We start from the raw sequence: 21189 nt of genomic DNA, 5'->3' as shown, positions 1-21189 counted from the left end.
TTAATCCTTCTCCACGAGCTCAATCCACTCATTGTATTCGATCTGCAGCTTTTCGTATTCGGATTTCAGCGTCTCCAGCTCGTGAATCACATGCTCCGCCTTCTCTTGGTGCTGTCCGTATTCCACCTGCAGCGCCTTGTTCTGCCGCACCTGTTCGTTCAATTGCTCCTGCAGCTCATTGTACAACTCCACCTGCAGCTCAAGTTCATCGCGCTGCTCCGCCAAGTCGCGTCCCAGCCGGTTCGCGAGTACAGCTTCAACCTCCAGCTCGGCGATACGGGCCTCTTGTGCAGCAAGCCGCTGCTGGAGCTTATCCCGCTCGCTCAATGAAGCGCTCTGCCGATCTTCGAGCGCCGCGCACTGTTCTACCAGCGCCCGGCTAAGCTCTTCTGCCGCCTCGCGTCCACGGTGCAGCTCGGCAAGTTCGTTCTCAAGCTCGACGAGTCTTTGCTCCAGCTCTGCCTTATGCGCCTCGTGCCCGTGTACCGTTTGCCTTGCATTCGCCTCCTGCACAGCGATGCGTTGATGAAGCTCATCATACTGCCCCTGCAGCTCGTCATACAGCTCCTGCTGCAGCTCCAGCTCTTGCTGCTGTTCATGCAGCTTGGAACGAAGCTCGTCGACTTGGGCCGCCTGTATCTCGCTGCGCTGCTGCCATTGGCTGCTGCTCTCCTGCAGCTGCAGATTGTACGCTTGCTGCTGCGCAAGCTGCCGCTCCAGATCCCCACGGCGCGCTTCCAGCCCATCGGCTGCCTGCTGCAGCTCCTCCTCGCGTTTGCTCAGCTTTCGCTCGAATTCCGCTATGCTCTCTTCCTGCTTTGCGGCTTCCTCGCGCGTTCGCTCCTCCGCTGCCGCCAGTTCCTCGGTGTAGAGCTGCAGCTCCTCTTCGCGTTCGACCAGCTCCCGCTTGAGCTCCGCTATGCTCTCTTCCTGCTTCGCGGCTTCCTCGCGCGTTCGCACCTCCGCTGTTGCCAGCTCCTCTTCGCGTTCGACCAGCTTCCGCTTGAGCTCCGCTATGCTCGCTTCCCGCTTCGCGGTTTCCTCACTCGCTCGCTCCTGCGCTGCCTCCTGCTCTTCCGCTTGCCGCTGCAGCTCCTCCTCACGTCCGACCAGCTTCCGCTTGAGCTCCGCTATGCTCTCTTCCTGCTTCGCGGCTTCCTCGCGCGCTCGCTCCTGCGCTGACGACAGCTCCTCGGTGTAGAGCTGCAGCTCTTCCTCACGTTCGACCAGCTTTCGCTTGAGCTCCGCTATGCTCGCTTCCTGCTTCGCAGCTTCCTCGCGCGCTCCCTCCTGCGCTGACGACAGCTCCTCGGTGTAGAGCTGCAGCTCTTCCTCACGTTCGACCAGCTTTCGCTTGAGCTCCGCTATGCTCGCTTCCTGCTTCGCAGCTTCCTCGCGCGCTCCCTCCTGCGCTGACGACAGCTCCTCGGTGTAGAGCTGCAGCTCCTCTTCGCGTTCGACCAGCTTCTGCTTGAGCTCCGCTATGCTCGCTTCCTGCTTCGCGGCTTCCTCGCGCGCCCGCTCCTGCGCTGCCTCCTGCTCTTCCGCTTGCCGCTGCAGCTCCTCCTCACGTTCGACCAGCTTCCGCTTGAGCTCCGCTATGCTCGCTTCCTGCTTCGCGGCTTCCTCGCGCGTTCGCTCCTCCGCTGTTGCCAGCTCCTCGGTGTAGAGCTGCAGCTCCTCTCCGCGTTCGACCAGCTTCCGCTTGAGCTCCGCTATGCTCGCTTCCTGCTTCGCGGCTTCCTCAAGTGCGCGCTCCTGCGCTGCCGCCTGCTCTTCAGCGTGCCGCTGCTCCTGCTCCTCCAACTGCCGCTTGAGCTCCGTCTCACGCGAACCGCTCAGATTCCGCTGTCCTTCAAGCTCCGCCTCAAGCTCGCGGTACAGCTCCTCCTGGAGTCCGAGCTCCTCTTGCTTCTCGAGGTGCTCCCGGCGCAGCGCCTCAAGCTCTGAGCGCAGCCCCTCGCTAAGCTGCTGCAGCTCCCGGCCCTTCTCGTGCTGCTCGCCAAGCTGCACCTGTAGCCTCCGCTTTTGCTCCTGCTGCTCGGCAAGCTCGGCTTCCTTCCGTTCCGCTTGCTCCCGCTCGGCAGTTAACTGCTGCTGCAGCTCGTTGTAAAGTGCTACCTGCAGCTCTACTTCCTGCTGCCGATCGGTGATCTGCTCTTGGAGCAAGTCAAGCTGGTCGCTTAGCTCGGTGTACTGCTGCTCCCGCGTCGCTAGCTGCTCAGCCAACTGCCCCCGCTCGGCCTCAACGGCCTGCAAGTGCTGCTCCAGCTCACGTCCTCGAGCCTCCTGTGCAGAGAGGCGCTTCCCCGTCTGCCGCTCTGCCTCCGCCTGCTTGCTCAGCTGCGCCTCCTGCGACGCCACTCGGGCCCGCAGGCTGTCTCTCTCTTTCGCCTGCTCTGCAACACGCCGCTCCAGCTCCTGCTTTACCTGCTCAAGCTCTTGCAGCTGCTGCTGACGCCTCTGCGACTCCTGCGCTTCCAAGTTCACTCGCTCCTCGAGCTCTCGGGCACGCTCCACTGCATCTGCCAGCTGCCGCTCCAGCTCGCCAGTTAACTCTAACTGGCCGTTCAACCGCTCCCGACCCTCAGTTAGCTCCGTTTCCAGCTGCTGACGCCTCTCCTGCAGCTGCTCCAGCTCCGAACGAAGCGCTGCCGCCTCCCGGTCAGCCTCCTCTCGCGCGGATTGCTGTGCATCCCGGTCCGCTGTCACGGCGACCAGCCGCTCCTGCACGGTCGAGAGCTCATCCTGCTGCTGGGCGTGAAGCTCGCGAAGCATAGCAAGATCATGCTCCGCTTTCTCAAGCTGCCGCTGCTTATGGAGCGCGATTTCCAGCTCCTGCTGCATACGCGTCCATTCATCGGCCATATTCACTGCCGCCAACACGGCGATTTTGGGCAAATCAAGCCGCGGACTGCTTCCCGCGATTCGATGCATTTGATCATTAACAAGCGCCACAACGCTCTTTATATAAGAAGGACTTGACCTTGAAACCAGCTTGTATTGAGCACCATAGATGTCGACGGTCATCCGGACTTTTTCTTCACCACTCACGAACGTTGCTCCCCTTTCCAGAACACAAAAAAAATTCTCCGTATCCTAGACATTCGATACGGAGAATCGCTTTTCCTGCTAGGGTTCTCAACCTTTTGTCGAAAAGAAGAGAACGTTTATTTCCGAAGCACAGCGGCGAAAGAAGACTCCAGTTCAGCCACCACACGGCCATGCAATTCGCTTACTTCCTCGTCCGTCAGCGTGCGTTCAAGCGTCCGATACACGAGCGAAATAGCAACGCTTTTCTTGTCCTCCCCAAGCCGTTCTCCGGTGTAAATATCGAACACCTGAATCGATTCGAGCAAAGACCCTGCCGTCTCCTTCGCTTTGTCCAGCAAATTGCCCACAGCTACGCCGCGGTCCATCACAAGCGCCATGTCGCGGGTAATCGCCGGAAAGCGAGGCAGCGGCTCATAGGTGAAGCGCTCGCCTGCAAGCTCCGCAAACGCGTCTAGCTCCACTTCCAGCACATAGGTATCGTCAAGGTCCTTCTGCTGCTGCAGCGCAGGGTGCAGCTGTCCAAGGGTGCCGATGACTTTGCGAACGCCGTCTCGCTCCACTTCCACATGCGCGCAGCGCCCCGGATGGAACCCTTCCGGACCTGCAGCAGCATAGCGGAGGCCTTCGATGCCCAAGTACTGAACGAGCCCTTCGAAGATCCCCTTCAAATCATAGAAATCCACATCCGCCGGTTTACCAGTCCAATGCACTTCGCTCCGCTTGCCGGTCATCAGTATAGCGAGCATCAGCTTTTCCTCCGGCAGATGGCTGAGCGTCTCTTCGCCAGTGAGGAACACACGTCCCATTTCAAACACGGCCACATCATCGTTGTTCCGGTTGCGGTTATAACCAGCAACATCCAGCAGATGAGGTACAAGGCTCGTGCGCAGCACACTGCGCTCCTCGCTCATTGGCATCGCCAGAGCTACCGGCTTCGTTTCGCCGTGAACGCCCGGAAAGCTGCGAATCTGCTCCGGATGCGTGAACGAATACGTAATCGCCTCGTGCAGCCCGCTGTTCGTCAACAGCGTCCTTACGACACGGCGGATCGACTGCTCTTTTGTCAGTGCGCCCGGCGTTGTAACCACGTTCATCAGCGTGGTCGGAATATGGTCATAGCCGTGCAGGCGCGCCACCTCTTCAATGAGGTCGACGGCTCTCGTAATGTCTCCGCGTCGGCTCGGCACATGTACCCGAAGGGCGTCCTGTCCAATCGGCTCTACTGTAAAGTTCAAGCGACCAAAGATCGCTTTCACTTCCTCAGCCGACAGCCGGGTGCCAAGGTAGCTGTTGATCCGCTCTACGGTAATTTCAATCTGAACCGGTCGATGCTCCTGGGTTACAGCCTCTACCACGCCCGCTGCCACTTGTCCGCCAGCCAGCTCCGCAATCAGAGCCGCCGCACGGGTCAAAGCCGGAATAACGGCCTCCGGATTCACTACTTTCTCAAACCGGAGGGACGCTTCGGAACGAAGCCCCAGCTGGCGCGACGTTTTGCGGACGGAGCCGCCGTCGAATTTGGCCGATTCGAGCAAAATCCGGGTCGTGCCTTCCGTTACCTCGGAATTCGCGCCGCCCATTACGCCTGCGATCGCCACCGGCTTGGTGCCGTCGGTAATCAGCAGCATGTGCGGTTCGAGCGTACGTTCCACATCGTCCAGCGTCACGAGCTTTTCGCCTTCGCGAGCCAACCTGACATCAATATGGCCGTTCGCCAGCTTGTCGGCATCAAATGCATGAAGCGGCTGACCGAACTCCAGCATCACGTAGTTCGTAATGTCGACGATGTTATTGATCGGACGAATGCCGGCCGCCATCAGACGATTCTGCAGCCACAGGGGCGATTTGCCGATCCGTACGCCTTCGATTAAGCGCGCCGCATAGTGCGAGCACAGCTCTTCTGCCGATATCTCTACCGAAATACGATCTGCCGATTTCACAGCATCGGCACTCTCTTTGAGACCCGCTTCGGCGTCAGGCAGCTTGACTTCCCGTCCGAGAATAGCGCCGATCTCATAGGCTGCACCCAGCATGCTCAAGCAATCGGAACGGTTCGGCGTCAGATCCAGATCCATAACTTCATCGTTAAGAGCGAGCACATCCAATATGCTTGCCCCCACCTCAGTATCCTCCGGCAGCACAAGAATGCCTTCTTGAATTTCCTTCGGCAGCAGCTTATCGTTCAAGCCTAGCTCTTTAGCCGAGCAGATCATGCCTTGCGATTCCACGCCGCGCAGCTTTGAGCGTTTAATCGCCAGACCGTCCGGCAGCTTCGCACCAATAAGCGCAACGGGCACCTTTTGGCCGGCATCCACATTCTTCGCGCCGCAAACGATCTGTAAATCTTCTCCAATACCTGCATCTACGATACATACGCTCAGCTTGTCGGCATCTGGATGCTTCTCACGCGACTTAACAAAGCCGACGACTACCTTTTCTACGCCCTTGTTGCGGTTTTCTACGATATCGACTTCAATCCCGCTGCGGGTCAGTTTTTCAGCCAATTCGGCTGCTGTATTTCCGCTTGCATCCACATATTGGGATAACCACTGATACGATACTTTCATTTCCCCTGGTCACGCTCCTCTCTTAAATATGCACGAACTGCTTCAGGAACCGCAGATCGTTCGTATAGAAATGGCGAATATCTTCAATGTCGTATTTCAGCATCGCTACCCGCTCCACGCCGAGCCCGAATGCGAAGCCGCTGTATTCCTCCGGATCGTAGCCTGCCATCTCGAGCACGCGCGGGTGCACCATGCCTGAGCCCAGGATTTCAAGCCATCCCGTGTGCTTGCACACCCGGCACCCTTGACCGCCGCACATGGCACAGGTCACATCGACCTCGGCGCTCGGTTCCGTGAACGGGAAAAAGCTCGGCCTCATCCGAATTTGGGTTTTCTTGCCGAACAGCTCTTGCACGAACTGAAGCAAAGTACCCTTCAAATCGCTCATGCGGATACCCTTGTCTATAACGAGCCCTTCAATTTGCGTGAACATATGGGAATGCGTAGCGTCGTCGTCATCACGCCGATATACGCGCCCCGGGCAAATGATTTTGACCGGCACATGGCCCTTCATTTTCTCCATGGTGCGTACCTGCACCGGAGACGTATGCGTCCGCATAAGAATGTCCTCCGTCACATAGAACGAATCCTGCATGTCGCGGGCCGGGTGGTTTTTCGGCAGATTTAGCGCTTCGAAGTTATAATAATCCTGCTCTACCTCAGGGCCTTCGGCCACCGTGTACCCCATACCGATAAAAATATCTTCGATCTCCTGAATCACCTTGCTGATCGGGTGCGCCGCACCCCGTGCGCTAGGACGCCCTGGAAGAGTCACGTCAATCGTCTCCGCTGCCAGACGCGCCAGCGTTTCCGCTTGGCTGTATTCGGACTGCTTCGCTTCAATGAATTCCTCAATCGCGCCGCGTACCTCATTGGCCACTTGACCGATGATCGGGCGCTCTTCTGCGCTTAAGGCACCCATCCCACGTAAAATTTCGGTAAGCGGACCCTTTTTCCCCAAATACTTAATGCGAAGGTCGCTGAGCTGCTGCTGGTTTTCCACACGAGCCAGTTCGCTCAGCGCCTCCTCCTTAAGTGCTAGCAATCGTTCTTTCATCGCCATTGTACCTCCTTGAACGCTGTTTTCTTGTTTGCCCGCAGGCTTCCACGAACGCAAAAAAAGGCTCCTCCGTCCGAATAAGGGACGAAAAAGCCGCGGTACCACCCTTGTTAGAAAGCCATTCATAGACGCATACGCATAAGAAAGAGCCTTCTCACTTGATTGAACGTAACGGTTCATACACCGCGGTTCGCGGCTTTGGGACCGGTTCCTCCTACTTGCCGGTTCGGACAATTCTGGTCCGCTTGCACGGTTTCAAAGGACTGCTCGGGAGCGAACTTCGGCAGCCTGATTCCTCGGACACGCTCTCAATCGCCGGCGTATCCTCCCTGTGAAGAAGCACTGCTTACTTTTCTCCGTCAAAGCATTTATCGTTATGGATTTATCAAGTATTATATGCAAACGCTGCGCCGGATGCAAGTACCCTGCGCCTCTCCGTTACTGTGCCGGAGGCGTGAAGGTACGTGCGAGAAACTCGGTATCGAGCATAAAGAACGCGTTGCTGTCTTTATCGATGCGCTTCAGCTTCTGAACAATGCTGTCAAACAGCGCCTCTTCCTCCACCTGCTCGTCAATAAACCATTTCAAAAAGTGAATGGTCGCATGCTCACGGTCGTTCATGGCCAGGTCGGACAAATCGTAGAATCGTTTGGTTACGATTTTCTCGTGCTCGTAGGCATGCTCATAGGCCTCAAGTATGGATTTGTATGTATTGTTCGGCGTATCCATGCCCGATACCATGACTCGACCGCCTCGGTCATTCAAATATTTATAAATCTTCATCGCATGAAACCTTTCTTCCTCAGCCTGTACGATGAAGAAATTGGCGAATCCGTCAAAGCTCTCAGAAGAGCAGTAAGCAGCCATGGCCAAGTAGACTTGTGCCGAATAAAACTCAAAATTCATTTGGTCGTTCAACGCTTTGGACAACGCTTCATTCATGGAATCTTCACATCCTTATCTCTAGTCATATATCCCTATAATATATCATTGCATGTTAAGGTATGCGATTATGAAATGTGAACATGATATGTCATTTCCCGATGTCAATCCGTAAAATCAGCTGATCTTGTTTTTCAATTTTTTAAATAACATTTCGGCATTGGGGGCAGATACAAGCTTCTTAGATTTTCCTACAACGGCAAAGCACGCTTTGGAGCAAAGCTTGCAGTTGCCCAAGCAGTCCCGTTTTTTCTGCTTTATTCTAGGATAGTCGCCTTTAATGCTTTTATACACTTGCTTAGTGCCATTTTTAAAGTTTTTGCAGCAGTATCTGATCTTTTTCATTAGATGCCGTCCGCCTTCCGTCGTACATTTCATTCCTTTCCATTTGAATGATAATGGTTATCATTTTCAATGTCAATAACCTTGTTATCATTACTTAAACATATTTTCACATCACGGTGTTATTCATTCATTGATAACAAAAAAGGATGGGACAGCTGCCCATCTTTTTTTGTTATCAAATCAAACCTATTCTGCGGTCCATTGGTCATGTGCTGTCTAATAATATTTACATTATTGACCATCTTTATTAGCGATTAGCCCGTACAAAAAAAGACGGACGATCTCGCCAGCGATACACTCTGGATCCATGGAGCCTTGCAGCAATTTAGTAAGCGTAAGACGTTCGATCGTTCCCACTAAGCTCTCAGCCACAGTACTCATATCAAGATCCGCATGAAAATAACCATCTTGTTGTTCGGCTTTCAGATTCTCTCTAATTTGAGCAGCTAATTGTTTCTTAATTTCTTCTGCTTCCAGTGCAACAAAGAATCCAATCCGCGTTAGATTGGGCTCCTCATCGAAGAAACGGAAGATCGCCGTTAGTCCCGCAGCTATCCTCTGTGGAAGATCATTCAAATCAATTCCCTGTTCGAGACGGCTCTTTATCGTGAGATCAGCCAATTTGGAACGAAACAAATCAATTAATTCCTGAAAAATAGCTTCCTTGCTTTGAAAATAAAGATAAAAGGTAGGCTGTGTTAACCCGGCCCTCGCCACGATCGTACTCACCTTGGTTTGATAATACCCTTGATGAGCGAACTCATCGGCGGCGATGGCAAGTAATAACGCTCGGCTTTGTTCTCCGTTTGCTCCTACTTTCCTTCCTCTTTGACCCATGCGGCACGACATCTCCAAATTATTCTGTAATATACTACTTTAGAGTAAAGTATTACAAGAATTATCTACAGTCAAGAAGTAAATTTTGCAGCCTTCAGTCCGGTGAAGGACAACCCGGGTTTCCGATATTCCTTTTCTTCTCATCTATCTGAAAAAGACCATAACAAAAGAGCAGTGCGAAAGGGATACCCCTTCTCTACTGCTCTAATTGGCCCATCAGCTCATCAGAAACTACATATGCCCCGAATGTTTCACTTCTCAGCCCTGGCGATTGGAGAACGGTATGCTTCGCACTGACCGAGCCACCGCACGACAAGCTCGGGGTTGGAAGCGAAATGCAAATGCGTATATCCTGCCACCGTCCGATACAGCAGGCAGCCGTCCTTTTTCGTTCCGCGCAGTCCTTTCGTTTCATAGGCGGAGACAATCGATGCTTCCTGCGTTATGTATGTGGAGTAATGAAACTCATGTCCGCGCGCGGTATCTCCGTCCTGAAACAGAAAATTGCCTGGCGTGCCTGTTATTTCCCTAAGTCCAAGCGCAGCAAGCTTCGGCTGCATGACGACTTTGCCCGGAATAAGCCCCAGCATAGGGTAGCTTCTGCCCTGCGTATCTTCGATAGCCTCCGTCAAATACATAAAGCCCCCGCATTCGGCCAGCGTCGGCAGCCCGCACTCTACGGCATTCCGTATCGACTTAGCAACGGCTTCCTCCCGACTCAGCCTATCAGCGAATTCTTCGGGAAAGCCCCCTCCAATATAAAGCCCCTGCACACCTTCCGGCAGCGGTTCTCCCGCCAGCGGGGAGAAGTAAACCAGCTCCGCCCCATAATGCTCGAGAAGCTCCAAATTTTCAGGATAGTAGAAATGAAATGCCGCATCGTATGCGACGGCCATCCTGACATCAAATAAACGCGAAGGCGCTGCAAACAGCTTCGGCGGCTCCACTGCTATAGGCTCTGCTCCAGATGAAAGCTCCAGAAGCTTGTCCAGATCGGTGCTCTGCTCCAAACGATCGGCCAATACCTCAAAGAACCCGCCGAGCTCTCCCCTTTCAATAGAAGGAACCAGTCCCAAATGACGCTCCGGCAAAGCCAACTGATCTTCCCTCTTCAAAAAGCCGATGACCGGTATGCCGCATTCCTGCTCGATGGCTTGTTTGACAATGCGGTAGTGTCCGTCGCTGCCGACCTTGTTGGCGAATACCGCGGCGATCCGCACGTTCGGCTCCAGAAGCTGGAAACCCTTCACGATCGCGGCCGCGCTTCGCGCCATGCTTTGGCAGTTCACCACAAGTAGTACCGGCAGCTGCAGCTGCATACTGATCTCTGCCGTGCTGCCCGTATTAGATAAAGGATCTTTCCCGTCGTATAAACCCATGACCCCCTCGACAACCGAAACATCGGCATCCTTCGAGGCGCGTCCGTATATTTCTTTCACCGTCTCAGGAGTAAGCATCCAGCTGTCCAAATTGCGTGATGGCCTGCCGGTCACCGCCTTATGATAAGTCGGATCGATATAATCCGGGCCGCACTTAAACCCCTGCACAGTTAAGCCCCTGCGGCGCAAAGCTGCCATGAGACCCAAGGTTACGGTCGTTTTGCCTGCACCACTGCCCGTCCCCGCAATGACGATGCTGCGGTGAACTGTATGCACGCTTTCCCCCATGCTCATGCGCTGCCGCTTCCCTTCCCATACTCCATAATGCCTACGGAAATCGTTACGTTACCGCTTTTCTTCTTGACCAGCGCAAGACGCTCCACTCCTGTGAACCGCTTGGCGGCCGGTTCGCTGACGCCGTAAGCACCGGTAAATTTATACACCGTATCCGACGGATCCTCGATTGTCATTTCGTTGAGCTCCTCAGGCGTATAGCATACAAGCGGCCAGTCATGCTCGGAGCATACGGCGAGCAAGCCTTCTTCGTCTTTTTTCAAATCTATGGTACAGACCGCCTTCACGCTGCGGATAGAAAATTGCAGCTCCTCCAGCGTCTCCCGGATGACCGCAGCAATTTCTTCGGAGGACGTCCCCCGATTGCATCCGATGCCGAGCGCAACCACTTTGGGACGGTACAGCACACCGTTCTTCAGAATAAGCTCTTCTTCAGGCAAAAGCAGGCGATGGGTCACAACCAGCGCCGCTTGAGGTTCATCGCTGAGGGCGGTCGTGATATCCGAGTAGACGCGGATATGGGACGGAAGCGGAGATGCATAAGTCCACCAATCGGGCTCTCCTGACTCCTGTACAACGGCTACGCGCTCCTCATTTACGACAGATGCGCTGACCGGCGTAAGCTTGTCTGCGGATTCCCAAGTCCATCCGTAACGCCGGCCAAACAGATCAACCGCGATTGTCTTCTGTACGTCCGACGCCGTGGTGATCACCGGCACCGCACCCAGCACCGCAGCGACCTCGCGCGTGAGCTCGTTGGCCCCGCCCAGATGGCCGGACAGCACGCTGATGACATGCTCTCCTTTATCGTCGACCACGACGATGCCCGGATCTTCCTTCTTATCCTTCAGGATGGGGGCAATCATGCGAACGACAGCGCCGAGAGAAATGATACAAATGATTCCGTCATACACGGGAAACAGCGCCGGAAACAGCATGCGCACGCTTCCTTCAAACAGCTGGATATTCCTGCCGGATTCGTCTCCCCGGGCGAACTTGGACATATAATACACATCGGCATGGTCAAACGAACGCTGCAGTCTGCGCGCAAGCTCCACCCCGTGCTTCGTTATGGCAACCACCGCATAATTTCCCGACTTCCGAATGTCAGGGAGCGTCCCTTCCTGCAGCGTGATGACTTCCGGTGTGACCATCAGTCCTTCACCCCTTTGCGGTAGCCGTGCGTGAACGATTTGTCATACAGCTTCGAACGGTATTCCTCATTGGCACCGACCTCCGGGTCAAGCGCCCATCCGGCCAAAATCATCGCATGCTTACGGATTCCGTTCACACGCATATCCTCATCCAATCGGGCTAGCGTAGTCCGCACGATGATTTGATCCGGCCAGGTTGCTCTTTGAACGACAGCAACCGGGGTTTCCGGACTCCATCCGGCATCCGTCAACTCGCGCACCACTTTTTTCGTCAGCGTAGCGCTCAAAAACAACGCCAGCGTACAATGATGGGCCGCCAAGTCTTTGAGCTGTTCGCGATCCGGTACCGGAGTGCGTCCTTCGGCCCGTGTCAGAATGAGCGTTTGGGTCAACTCCGGAATCGTAAGCTCAGCCCCCACCGCAGCCGCAGCCGCAAACACGGAGCTGACACCCGGAACGATTTCGCATTCAATTCCTTCCTTGGCCAGCAGCACCTTCTGTTCCATGATAGCGCCGAAGACCGCAGGATCTCCCGTATGAACACGGGCCACAAGCTTGCCAGCTTTAACACGGTCCGCCATAACGGACACCATTTCGTCCAGACTCATTCCCGCGCTTTTGAGCACTTCCGCTTCAGGCTTTGCCCGTGCGATCAGCTCCTCATTCACCAGAGAGTCCGTATAGAGCACCACATCGGCTTCCTGCAGAATGCGCAGTCCCTTCACCGTAATCAAATCCGGGTCTCCCGGGCCAGCGCCGATGATATAAATCTTCATTTTCTCACCACCATTAACGTTAAGTATTCCAGCTCTCGACCAGCCAGCTCTTCAATATTGCGCCAAATCTGCTCGTCCCCCGAGGTCACCTTGGTCAGCACCGACGCCTTGTCCGTCAGGCCCAAATCGCGCAGCACCGACAGCATCAGATCGATCACCTTCGCCACCTTGATGAAAACGACGCAATCATGCGTTTCCAAAGCCCGGCGCATTTGCTCATAATCGTCCGTAGCAGGCACAACCGCCATCTGCTCGTCACCGTCGGCAAGCGGTAATCCGAGTCTAGATGCCGCAGCGTTGACGGAGGATATTCCAGGAACCGAAATAGCTTCCACCTCCGGATGCCGCTCTTTCATCAACCTCATCAGATGAATGTATGTACTGTACAGCATCGGATCGCCTTCGGTGACGAACGCGACATTTTTCCCTTGCTCGAGATGGCTCCATACGGTATCTACGGTCTTGTTCCACTGCATTTCCAACGCTTCTTTATCTTTGGTCATCGGGAAGGTTAGTGCGAGCATATCCTTTTCCCGAGTGTCTACATACATTTCTACAATGGCCAGGGCGTAGCTTTTGGCGCCCGATTTTTTGCGCGGGTAGGCGATTACCGGGGATTCCTTGAGCAAACGAAATGCTTTTACCGTAACCAGCTCAGGATCTCCAGGACCTACTCCCACACCATATAACGTGCCAAGCTTACTCATCCGCTTGTCCTCCTGTCTCCCTATTGTCATTTTGCTTCCGTCTTGCTGCGATGATGTATACGGGATTCAAGCTTTCAAACCGTGTCATCTCCAGAATCGGCTTGCTGCGGCTAAGTTGGGCCAGCGTAATGTCTGTGGCGAACCCTTCCTCGGCAAAAGCTTTGGTTGCTGCCGCCAGATTCTCGATCGTTGCCGCATTCAGCACAATCGTGCCGCCCGGCCTCAAACGCCCACAGCAAATGGACAGCAGCTCTCTCAGCTCGCCTCCGGTGCCCCCGATAAACACTGAATCCGGGTCCGGGAACTGATCGAGCCCCTCCGGAGCCTTCCCATGCACTCCCGTGATGTCGGTTCGAAATTTGCGAATATTCTCTTGGAAGTTCGCCAAATCCCCTTCGTTTTTCTCGACTGCATACACGGCCCCGTCACGGCAAATACGAGCCGCTTCAATCGCTACCGAGCCCGTGCAGGTACCAATGTCCCATACGATACTTTCCCGTTTCAGGTTGAGCGCCGCCAGACTGAGAATGCGGACCTCTTTTTTCGTGATGAGCCCTTTGTCGGGCTTGCGCTGGGCAAACTCGGCGTCATCGATGCCAAGCGGCCATTCCGGTGATTTTGCCCCCGACTGCCTCCGCAGAATCATGATATTGAGCGGTGAGAAGGCCGTTTCATCGGATGCTGCGAGCTCCTCAAGCTCGTACCAACCGGTACGCTCCTTCGTACCACCGAGATTCTCGCCGACGAAAGCGCGGTATTCAGTCATCCCGAATTCAAGCAAATAACGGGCAATCGCACCCGGATAGTTCTTCTCGTCTGTCAACAACGCTGCTTTGGCCTGGCCGTCGATCCGCTGCGCCAGTCCCTTCAGGCTTCGGCCATGCGCGCTGGCGATGCAGGCGTCCTGCCAGCTCTCGCCGATTCGCGCGAAAGCGAGCTGAAGCGAGCTGACCTGCGGATACACCTCCACCCGTCCGGGCAGCTTGCCCGACAAATAGCCGCCGATACCGTAAAATAGCGGATCGCCGGATGCCAGCACTACCGTTGCGCGGTTTTCCGCTTGGAGCTTTTCTGTTAGCTGGCTCAGACCACCCTTAAGCGGGATAGTTTCTCCCCGAAAGTCCGGGAAAAACTCCAGCTGCCGTTCTCCTCCGATAAGCACCTTAGCCCGTTTGATCCGCTCATTGTACAACTCAGGCAAGCCCGCCGCTCCGTCATCGCCGATCCCTATAACGGCAATCGTTTCCTTCAACAAATGAAATTCCTCCCCTGCCGTACGTTTCATTCATCCATTTTCCTTCATCATGCGCATTCGTCCCAGCAGTTCGGCTTTCATCGAAATAATAACCGTTTCTACCTCAAAGCCGGCGTCGCTGCCCGCAGTCTCCTGAAGTCCCGACTGACAGCAATACGCGCACATCACATCAAAAAAAGCGGTGCAGCCAAGCGCATGCATCATATCTCCCACCTGAGAGGCGGTGTTCGCTCCTTTAATCTCACCGATCACGGTTTCCGGAGCACCGGCCTCCTCTGCCATACGGGCAAGAAAGCCAAAATCGACGGGTGCGCTCTTCGAGTGCACCATCATAACCCCTTGCGCGACCTTAGAAAACTTACCCATCATACCAACCAGCGTCACTTTGCAAATCCCTTGTCTCGCGCACTGCTGCAGCGCGAACCCGACAAAATCCCCCATCTCGACGAACGCTTCCTCAGGCAGCTCTGGATATAGATCCATCCCGAACTTTTCTGTACGACCTCCGGTAGAGAGAACAATATGGCTGCAGCCGCACTTGACCGCCACGCGGATGGCCTGGGCTACGCTTGCTTTATACGCTGCCGTCGAGAATGGGACGACAATTCCCCGCGTCCCCAGAATCGAGATGCCGCCTAATATGCCAAGCCTGGCGTTCAGCGTTTTCTTGGCGATTTCTTCCCCGTCCGGTACCGAGACGACCACACTGACGCCCCGCTGCAGCAGCTCATATCGGTTTAACACCGCCTTCACCGCTTCGCGGATCATTTTCCTCGGAACTGGATTAATTGCCGCCTGACCGACCTCCACGGGAAGCCCCGGCTTTGTCACTCGTCCTACACCGACGCCCCCGTCCAGCTCAATACCGGGCGTCTCCATCCAAGAAACCTCACATATAATCCGTGCTCCATGAGTCGCATCCGGGTCGTCGCCTCCGTCCTTGATCACCTCTGCGGAAGCCCGGTGCTCCTCTACCTCGCACGCAACGATTTCGAAGGTTACGACTTCACCTATCGGCAGCCGGATCGTAGCCTCACGCTGCGGTTCCTGAACAATGAGCGCTTCAAGGGCCGCCTGTGCCGCAGCGGCAGCGCACGATCCCGTCGTATATCCATGACGCAAGGACTTGGGCTCCTTCGTATCCATACCGCCTTTATCCTTGACGCTCCGCGAGCAGCGACAGAGCATTAACGGATGCTACAGCAACCGGACTGCCGCCCTTCCGGCCGATATTCGTAATGAAAGGCACGTCAAGCTTCAGCAGTTCCTCCTTGGACTCTGCCGCAGATACGAAGCCGACAGGTACGCCGATAATAAGACCCGGCTTCGCCTGGCCTTCCTTGACCAGTCGGATCAGCTCCAGCAATGCCGTCGGCGCGTTGCCGATCGCATAGATCGCGCCGTCCGCCTCACTCGCCGCTTTACGGGTCGAGATGATCGCCCGTGTCGTATTGAGCCGCTTCGCTTCCTCCATGACATCCGGATCCGATATGTATACCCGAACCTCGCCGCCGTACTTTTGCAGCCTCGGCTTGCTAATGCCCACCTGCACCATCTGCACGTCGGCTACGATCGGCTTGCCTGCCCGGATGGCTTCGATACCGGCCCGGATGGCGTCCGGATGAAATACCAGACTGCGGCCCAATTCAAAATCCGCGGAAGCATGAATGACCCTCTGCACCACTTTGTACTGTTCATCGGTATAGGAATGCTCTCCAAGCTCCTCCGTAATCATTTCGAAGCTTTTTTCCTCTATTTCCTGCGGCTGTACCGTCAGCGGTTTAAACTCCGTTCCAAAATCCATCATTTACCGCACCTCCTGTAATGTGTTATTTAATTCTTCCAGTACACCTTCAAACTCCGAATACACAACACCGTAATCCAGCTGCGGGCGTCCGATGACGATCGTATCGATGTCCATTTCCAGCGCTGCCGCCAGCTTTTCCTCGACTGCCCCGATTTTACCGCTTTCCTTGGTAATCACGGTCGTTACCCCATAATGACGATATAACGCTTGATTCAGCTCCTTGGAAAAAGGCCCCTGCATCGCTACAATGTTTTTCTGCTCGACGCCAAGCTGTTCACACTTATCCATGTTATCCTTACGGGGCAGCATGCGGGCCACGAGCCTAGTATCCGGCAGCCCGATTAGCCGCTCCGCGAAAATATGCAGCGTCTTGCTGCCCGTCGTCAGCATGATTACGCCGCGTCTTTCAGCCGCCAGCTCCGCCGCTTGCTCGTAGTCGTCAACGAATATAAGCCGCGGATGCCCTTCATAGGTTCCCCGCTCCCGCTCATAACGAATATACGGCACTTCCGACTGGAGAGCAGCCGCCATCGCTTGACGGGACGCTTCCTCTGCAAACGGATGGCTCGCATCCACAACCACCTGAACCCCCCGGGTGCGGATCAGCTCAGCCATACCGCCGGCATCCAGACGCCCGATTTGCACCGGTATCCCAGCTTCCTCAAGACTTTTGGCCGCGCTCTCCGTCACAACAGTAGACAGCAGGTTATACCCCGCCCCGTGAATGCGCACCGCTAACTCACGCGCATCGCTCGTTCCTGCAAGCATCAGAATCATGAATGCACCTCTTTGGTCCTGATCGTGTGCTCATGCCGTTCATGTTCATGATCGTGATCATGGTGATCATGGTCATGGTTGTGGTCATGGTCATGATCGTGGGGATCCATATGCTTTGCCGCCTCAAGCCGGAATTGGCACATGTCACAGTTCATACGCACTTCTCCATATAAAGCTTCGTCCGCCCGCTCCTTCAAAATTTTACTGAGCTTAGGATGGAAGCCAAAGTAGTCGGCCAAGACGAACGACAGGTCCGGATGTTTCTCGGCAAACTCACCCTTCATTAGCTCCAAGCGTTTGATTAGCACGCCCGTAAAAAGAAAATAAGGCAGTATCACAATCCGCTTCGCGCCGAGCTTCACGCAGCGCTCCACACCCTCGTCCGCGCGCGGAGCCGTTACACCAATGAAGGCCGTCTCCACCCATTTCACCTTCAGCCGCTCCCACAGGAGCCTCGATATTTTATATAAATCGCTGTTGGCATCCGCATCGCTGCTTCCCCGTCCGATCACAAGCAGCGCCGTGTCCTCCGCATTTTCTTCGAGATCGATCCCCGCTTCTTCCAAGCGTGAAGATAAAATATCGAGCGCCAGCTCATGAACGCCGATCGGCCGGCTGTAAGCAAACAAGACACCCGGATGCTTCAGCTTCGCCGCATCAATGGCACCCGGGATATGCAGCTTCGCATGCCCCGCAGCAAACAGCGTAATCGGCACAACCGCAACGCGGGTCGCTCCCCGATCTACGCAGGTCTGAATGCCTTGAGCAATCGTAGGCGACTCAAACTCCAAAAAGCACGTTTCTACGATCGGCTCCCCAAGCGTGCCCGCCACCGAGCTTACAAAAGCTCGGACCTCCTCGTTCCCTTCCGGATCCCTGCTGCCGTGCCCTACAAACAATACCGCATTCATGCTCCGTCCCCTTTCTTACTCTTTATTCGCCTTATCGGCCTAGTTAATCTCCACAAACCGCATTCTCGATTTGAAACACCGGCAAATCCTGATGCCTGTAGCCCTCGAGCTCCTTCACGCGGCCAAAAAATTTATGAAACCGTTCATTCGGGTGTCCATCGTTTGCATAACGGGAAACGATCCTCTCCACCGTTTCCACCAATTGCTCCGGTTCAATTCCCTCAGCGACCGGCTGACCCGGATGGGCATTTCTTCCGACCGTTTTGCCTCCCAGGAACAGATCGAACTTTTCTTTGCGATACACGATCCCGATGTCTTCCTTCACTGCTCCGTAGCATGCCATCCCGCAGCCATTGAAGCCGATCTTCAGCTCCTTCGGCACGCTCATGCCGCCTAAACGGCGATGGAGCTCCGTCATATACGGCACAGAATCGGCCTTATCCATGTTGCAGAAATCGCAGGCTTTCAGCTGCGCCACATCACCGATCGGCGCTAGCAGCAGCCCGGCCTCCGTTAGACGAGAGGTTATCGTATCCGGATCATTCGTTCGAAGCCGTACCATCAGCTGATGATGCGGAGTATATTCCATCGTCCCTTCTTCTCCCACGATCTCCGCAAGCAGCGCAAGCTGCGGAGCGGTCAACCGCTTCTCAGCTAGACCCGGACTAACAGCAAACTCGAGGATCGCTTCTTGACGGAATAGGACCGTGTCGAAGCTGCCGGTAACAGGCTGAGCCAGTCCAGAGCGGTGCGCTTCGACGAGCTGAAGAGCTTCCAGCGCCAGTCCGTATGCAGATACCGGTTTCTCAGACTCCGCCTCAGCTTCATATTCCGATATCGCTTCCTCGGGCTCCTCCTGTCCCTCCAGCGCCCAAGGCTCTGCCTCCTGCCGCAGCCTCTCATGCGGCTTTAGCGGCTGCACATCCGAACCGAGTGTATACTTGCGCTGATAGCCGCGCGGCGTCACCATCAGCCCATCATAAACGACTGTGGTTGAGTTGCCAATAATCACCGTCGTCAGCATGCCGATATCGTGCTCCAGCATCGCTTCAAGCGTCGTGATGACGATGTCCTCACGCTCCCGGTAAGCACTCTTGACGATCCCTACCGGCGTCTGCGGCGAGCGATGCTTCATCAGCACCCGCTGCGTTTCCACGATTTGCCTTGTGCGTCTCCCGCTTCGCGGGTTGTACAACGCGATGACGAAATCAGCCTGCGCTGCCGCCTCCACACGCCGAATAATCAGCTCCCATGGCGTCAAATGGTCACTCAGACTGATCGTGCAGGCATCGTGCATGATAGGCGCACCCAATAAGGATGCCGTCGAGTTGATTGCCGATATGCCGGGGATAACCTCGACCTCTACGCCCTGTTCCCGCCGCCATCCTTTTTCCATCAGCACCTCATAGATCAGCCCGGCCATGCCGTATACGCCGGCGTCCCCACTGGAGATGACAGCCACCCGGTGTCCAGCCTCCGCTTGACGAACCGCTTCCTGCGCCCTGCTCACCTCTTCGGTCATCCCCGTTCGCACCACCTGCTGCCCGTTTAACAAACCGCGCACCAAATCCACGTATGTGTTGTATCCGATCACGACGTCGCATTCCTGTATGGCGTCTCTCGCTTTTTGCGTCATATGCTCATAACTGCCCGGTCCGAAACCGATCACAGACAATTTCCCTTTCATACTTCAACCCCCCTTGTAAAAATAACAGGACATAAGAAAGCTGATCCTCGGATCAACCCTATGATTTCTGACGGTAACAAAAAAAGCATCCTCCTCCCGGAAGATGCTTGACGACAATGGATTGGGAACCAGCAGCACGGCCTTATATCACGCATTTCCTATGGCCTGATCGGCTGCGTTCTATAATGACGTTATGCCTGCATGGCCTTCTACCGCTCTCGTACACCTTCCTATCCGCGTAGGTCTTGTGGTGACTTCGTTGACAACTGCCATCACAACACGGATGGATCGGCTGCAACAGAACAGGCAGGTCTCCTGACTCGCGTCTCATCGCTTTTCCGCAGCCTTCCCATCACAACCGACAGTGGCGTCGTTCAAACCGAAAAGCTTCTCGCTTACAGTGGCGGGACCGTGTCGGACTTACACCGACTTCCCTTTTAAACCGAGTCGTCAACACGACGAACTCGGTACCTATTCTATGTAAATATGAAGTTATTGGCTTTTTGGGTAAAATCGAGTTAATGATAGCATGGTTATCCTGTTAATGTCCACCATCAGTTTTCACTTTTCATGAGACCTCGGGAAGGTTATGCTAACAGCAGCTCTCTCGAAAAAGGAGTTTTACCGCTCATGAATCATCAAACCCTTATTGATTATGGATTAAAAAAAACCGGCACCGACTTGCGATATCCGTTTGATCCCGGTATGCCTGTACTATTTGTCGGAAATAAGATGTTCGCGCTGCTCGGCTCTTATCAGGGAAAGCCCAGCGTGAACCTGAAGGCCGATCCCGAAACCATATGGCTGACAAGAGAAACGCATCCGAACTCCGTCTTCCCTGGCTATCACATGAATAAACGCCACTGGAATACCGTTCTTTTGGACGGCTCGATTGAAGACCATGAACTATTCGATATGCTGGAGGAATCTTATCAGCTGGTTTGCAGCAAGCTTTCCAAAGCCGAGAAGCAGCGTCTGTCTCTCTTGTAAATCATTCGAAATCCAGTAAGCCAACATTCAGCCCACTCCCCCATCTCTGTAGGGTATGCCCAACGTAGCAGGGGAGGTGTCTTGGGTAAGATTTTACAAGCTGATAAGGACGACCTAAAAATGAAGAAATGGAAAAAAGCACAGCCGATGGCTGAAGCCCTATAAGACAACGAAGGGCATTCAAGCAGCTGTGCTCTTTCCGTAGTTCTGCCACGGCTATACCTGTAAACCCCAGGTACGCTGCTGCGGGTCTAGATAAATTTCACATGTGCTTACTCTGATTCAGCGCTTTGTAAAGCATGCTCCCAGCTGGGGAAGTAAAACAACGCATTCTGCACCAGCTCCGGATGCGACTGCTTTAATTTTTTCTTATTTAACGGCTGACCGCTGGACTTTAGGTCTTGGATCCGGGAAATCACATCAACAACACTCATACTTGATTCCATGAACTGGTCTCCTTTGTAATCTGTTTTAGTAGTATTATTGTCATAAATTAGAAAATTACACATGACCGTTACACGTGCAATGAATCGTCACCGTCCTTCTAGATAGATGGTTTGAATATCGAGACCCATTTTTGTACAATCGGATATAAGCTTAGACAGCTCGAATTACATCCAAAAGCACTCATCCAAGGAGGAATTTCG

The 21189-nt window shown here is 54.5% G+C and carries 19 protein-coding genes and 1 riboswitch; of the genes, 2 read left to right on the top strand and 17 right to left on the bottom strand.

Annotated features, from left to right (window positions below; genetic code table 11):
* The 3 genes from JOE45_RS21735 to pheS form a co-directional block, all read right to left on the bottom strand.
* Complete coding sequence (locus JOE45_RS21735; RefSeq protein ID WP_210022396.1) at nucleotides 1-3054, bottom strand: hypothetical protein; 3054 nt, start codon at nucleotides 3052-3054, stop codon at nucleotides 1-3.
* Between the two features lie 116 nt (nucleotides 3055-3170).
* Nucleotides 3171-5621 carry a phenylalanine--tRNA ligase subunit beta gene (gene pheT, locus JOE45_RS21730; protein ID WP_210022397.1) on the bottom strand — a complete coding sequence of 817 codons (2451 nt, stop codon included), beginning with the start codon at nucleotides 5619-5621 and terminating at the stop codon, nucleotides 3171-3173.
* Nucleotides 5622-5643: 22 nt separating this feature from the next.
* On the bottom strand, nucleotides 5644-6678 hold the full coding sequence (pheS, locus tag JOE45_RS21725; protein WP_210022398.1) for a phenylalanine--tRNA ligase subunit alpha: 1035 nt from the start codon (nucleotides 6676-6678) through the stop codon (nucleotides 5644-5646).
* 161 nt (nucleotides 6679-6839) lie between these two features.
* Between pheS and JOE45_RS21720 the strand changes: the two genes are divergently transcribed.
* On the top strand, nucleotides 6840-7016 hold the full coding sequence (locus JOE45_RS21720; protein WP_210022399.1) for a hypothetical protein: 177 nt from the start codon (nucleotides 6840-6842) through the stop codon (nucleotides 7014-7016).
* 103 nt (nucleotides 7017-7119) lie between these two features.
* Here the strand turns inward: JOE45_RS21720 and JOE45_RS21715 are convergent, their stop codons facing one another.
* The 13 genes from JOE45_RS21715 to cobJ all read right to left on the bottom strand — a co-directional run bounded on the left by JOE45_RS21715 (nucleotide 7120) and on the right by cobJ (nucleotide 19552).
* The gene (locus JOE45_RS21715) at nucleotides 7120-7623 is read right to left on the bottom strand and encodes a ferritin (RefSeq protein ID WP_210022400.1); all 504 of its coding nucleotides are present in this window, start codon (nucleotides 7621-7623) and stop codon (nucleotides 7120-7122) included.
* Nucleotides 7624-7740: 117 nt separating this feature from the next.
* Nucleotides 7741-7968, bottom strand: a complete 228-nt coding sequence (locus tag JOE45_RS21710) for a DUF1450 domain-containing protein (protein WP_210022401.1) — start codon at nucleotides 7966-7968, stop codon at nucleotides 7741-7743.
* 231 nt (nucleotides 7969-8199) lie between these two features.
* Entirely contained in the window at nucleotides 8200-8805 is a 606-nt protein-coding gene (locus JOE45_RS21705; RefSeq protein ID WP_210022402.1) for a TetR/AcrR family transcriptional regulator, read from the bottom strand.
* Nucleotides 8806-9056: 251 nt separating this feature from the next.
* Nucleotides 9057-10478 carry a cobyrinic acid a,c-diamide synthase CobB gene (locus JOE45_RS21700; protein WP_245247110.1) on the bottom strand — a complete coding sequence of 474 codons (1422 nt, stop codon included), beginning with the start codon at nucleotides 10476-10478 and terminating at the stop codon, nucleotides 9057-9059.
* Nucleotides 10475-11632, bottom strand: coding sequence for a cobalt-precorrin 5A hydrolase (locus tag JOE45_RS21695; protein WP_210022403.1), 1158 nt, complete (start codon nucleotides 11630-11632; stop codon nucleotides 10475-10477). Before JOE45_RS21695 ends, JOE45_RS21700 begins: the two co-directional genes overlap by 4 nt.
* A complete protein-coding gene (cobM, locus tag JOE45_RS21690) occupies nucleotides 11632-12408 on the bottom strand; it encodes a precorrin-4 C(11)-methyltransferase (RefSeq protein WP_210022404.1) in 777 nt (258 codons plus the stop codon). Before cobM ends, JOE45_RS21695 begins: the two co-directional genes overlap by 1 nt.
* Nucleotides 12405-13115, bottom strand: a complete 711-nt coding sequence (cobI, locus tag JOE45_RS21685; RefSeq protein ID WP_210022405.1) for a precorrin-2 C(20)-methyltransferase — start codon at nucleotides 13113-13115, stop codon at nucleotides 12405-12407. The genes cobM and cobI overlap by 4 nt, the downstream gene beginning before the upstream one ends.
* A complete protein-coding gene (cbiE, locus tag JOE45_RS21680; RefSeq protein ID WP_210023528.1) occupies nucleotides 13108-14367 on the bottom strand; it encodes a precorrin-6y C5,15-methyltransferase (decarboxylating) subunit CbiE in 1260 nt (419 codons plus the stop codon). The genes cobI and cbiE overlap by 8 nt, the downstream gene beginning before the upstream one ends.
* A 33-nt stretch (nucleotides 14368-14400) precedes the next feature.
* Complete coding sequence (locus JOE45_RS21675) at nucleotides 14401-15516, bottom strand: cobalt-precorrin-5B (C(1))-methyltransferase (RefSeq protein ID WP_210022406.1); 1116 nt, start codon at nucleotides 15514-15516, stop codon at nucleotides 14401-14403.
* 7 nt (nucleotides 15517-15523) lie between these two features.
* Nucleotides 15524-16174, bottom strand: a complete 651-nt coding sequence (locus JOE45_RS21670; protein WP_210023529.1) for a precorrin-8X methylmutase — start codon at nucleotides 16172-16174, stop codon at nucleotides 15524-15526.
* A 3-nt stretch (nucleotides 16175-16177) separates the two neighbouring features.
* On the bottom strand, nucleotides 16178-16954 hold the full coding sequence (cobK, locus tag JOE45_RS21665; protein WP_210022407.1) for a precorrin-6A reductase: 777 nt from the start codon (nucleotides 16952-16954) through the stop codon (nucleotides 16178-16180).
* Nucleotides 16951-17865, bottom strand: a complete 915-nt coding sequence (locus JOE45_RS21660; RefSeq protein ID WP_210022408.1) for a sirohydrochlorin chelatase — start codon at nucleotides 17863-17865, stop codon at nucleotides 16951-16953. Before JOE45_RS21660 ends, cobK begins: the two co-directional genes overlap by 4 nt.
* A 43-nt stretch (nucleotides 17866-17908) precedes the next feature.
* Nucleotides 17909-19552, bottom strand: a complete 1644-nt coding sequence (gene cobJ, locus JOE45_RS21655) for a precorrin-3B C(17)-methyltransferase (protein WP_210022409.1) — start codon at nucleotides 19550-19552, stop codon at nucleotides 17909-17911.
* 288 nt (nucleotides 19553-19840) lie between these two features.
* Nucleotides 19841-20042, bottom strand: a riboswitch (cobalamin riboswitch).
* Between the two features lie 140 nt (nucleotides 20043-20182).
* On the opposite strand from cobJ, the gene JOE45_RS21650 reads away from it, so the two are divergent.
* The gene (locus JOE45_RS21650) at nucleotides 20183-20542 is read left to right on the top strand and encodes an MmcQ/YjbR family DNA-binding protein (protein ID WP_210022410.1); all 360 of its coding nucleotides are present in this window, start codon (nucleotides 20183-20185) and stop codon (nucleotides 20540-20542) included.
* Nucleotides 20543-20814: 272 nt separating this feature from the next.
* Here the strand turns inward: JOE45_RS21650 and JOE45_RS21645 are convergent, their stop codons facing one another.
* Entirely contained in the window at nucleotides 20815-20988 is a 174-nt protein-coding gene (locus JOE45_RS21645) for a hypothetical protein (protein ID WP_210022411.1), read from the bottom strand.
* Between the last annotated feature and the right edge of the window lie 201 nt (nucleotides 20989-21189).

This window comes from Paenibacillus sp. PvR098 (assembly GCF_017833255.1).
Classification (GTDB): Bacteria; Bacillota; Bacilli; order Paenibacillales; family NBRC-103111; genus Paenibacillus_G.
Note: the sequence above shows the minus strand (reverse complement) of the source record. Positions and strands in the feature narration are given on the sequence as shown.

Bases quoted from the DNA above. Each gene is read 5' to 3' on its own strand.
- pheT (WP_210022397.1), bottom strand. From the start codon at position 5,621: ATGAAAGTATCGTATCAGTGGTTATCCCAATATGTGGATGCAAGCGGA.
- pheS (WP_210022398.1), bottom strand. From the start codon at position 6,678: ATGAAAGAACGATTGCTAGCACTTAAGGAGGAGGCGCTGAGCGAACTG.
- JOE45_RS21715 (WP_210022400.1), bottom strand. From the start codon at position 7,623: ATGAATGAAGCGTTGTCCAAAGCGTTGAACGACCAAATGAATTTTGAG.
- JOE45_RS21710 (WP_210022401.1), bottom strand. From the start codon at position 7,968: ATGAAAAAGATCAGATACTGCTGCAAAAACTTTAAAAATGGCACTAAG.
- JOE45_RS21705 (WP_210022402.1), bottom strand. From the start codon at position 8,805: ATGGGTCAAAGAGGAAGGAAAGTAGGAGCAAACGGAGAACAAAGCCGA.
- JOE45_RS21700 (WP_245247110.1), bottom strand. From the start codon at position 10,478: ATGAGCATGGGGGAAAGCGTGCATACAGTTCACCGCAGCATCGTCATT.
- JOE45_RS21695 (WP_210022403.1), bottom strand. From the start codon at position 11,632: ATGGTCACACCGGAAGTCATCACGCTGCAGGAAGGGACGCTCCCTGAC.
- cobM (WP_210022404.1), bottom strand. From the start codon at position 12,408: ATGAAGATTTATATCATCGGCGCTGGCCCGGGAGACCCGGATTTGATT.
- cobI (WP_210022405.1), bottom strand. From the start codon at position 13,115: ATGAGTAAGCTTGGCACGTTATATGGTGTGGGAGTAGGTCCTGGAGAT.
- JOE45_RS21675 (WP_210022406.1), bottom strand. From the start codon at position 15,516: ATGGATACGAAGGAGCCCAAGTCCTTGCGTCATGGATATACGACGGGA.
- JOE45_RS21670 (WP_210023529.1), bottom strand. From the start codon at position 16,174: ATGGATTTTGGAACGGAGTTTAAACCGCTGACGGTACAGCCGCAGGAA.
- cobK (WP_210022407.1), bottom strand. From the start codon at position 16,954: ATGATTCTGATGCTTGCAGGAACGAGCGATGCGCGTGAGTTAGCGGTG.
- JOE45_RS21660 (WP_210022408.1), bottom strand. From the start codon at position 17,865: ATGAATGCGGTATTGTTTGTAGGGCACGGCAGCAGGGATCCGGAAGGG.
- cobJ (WP_210022409.1), bottom strand. From the start codon at position 19,552: ATGAAAGGGAAATTGTCTGTGATCGGTTTCGGACCGGGCAGTTATGAG.
- JOE45_RS21650 (WP_210022410.1), top strand. From the start codon at position 20,183: ATGAATCATCAAACCCTTATTGATTATGGATTAAAAAAAACCGGCACC.
- JOE45_RS21645 (WP_210022411.1), bottom strand. From the start codon at position 20,988: ATGGAATCAAGTATGAGTGTTGTTGATGTGATTTCCCGGATCCAAGAC.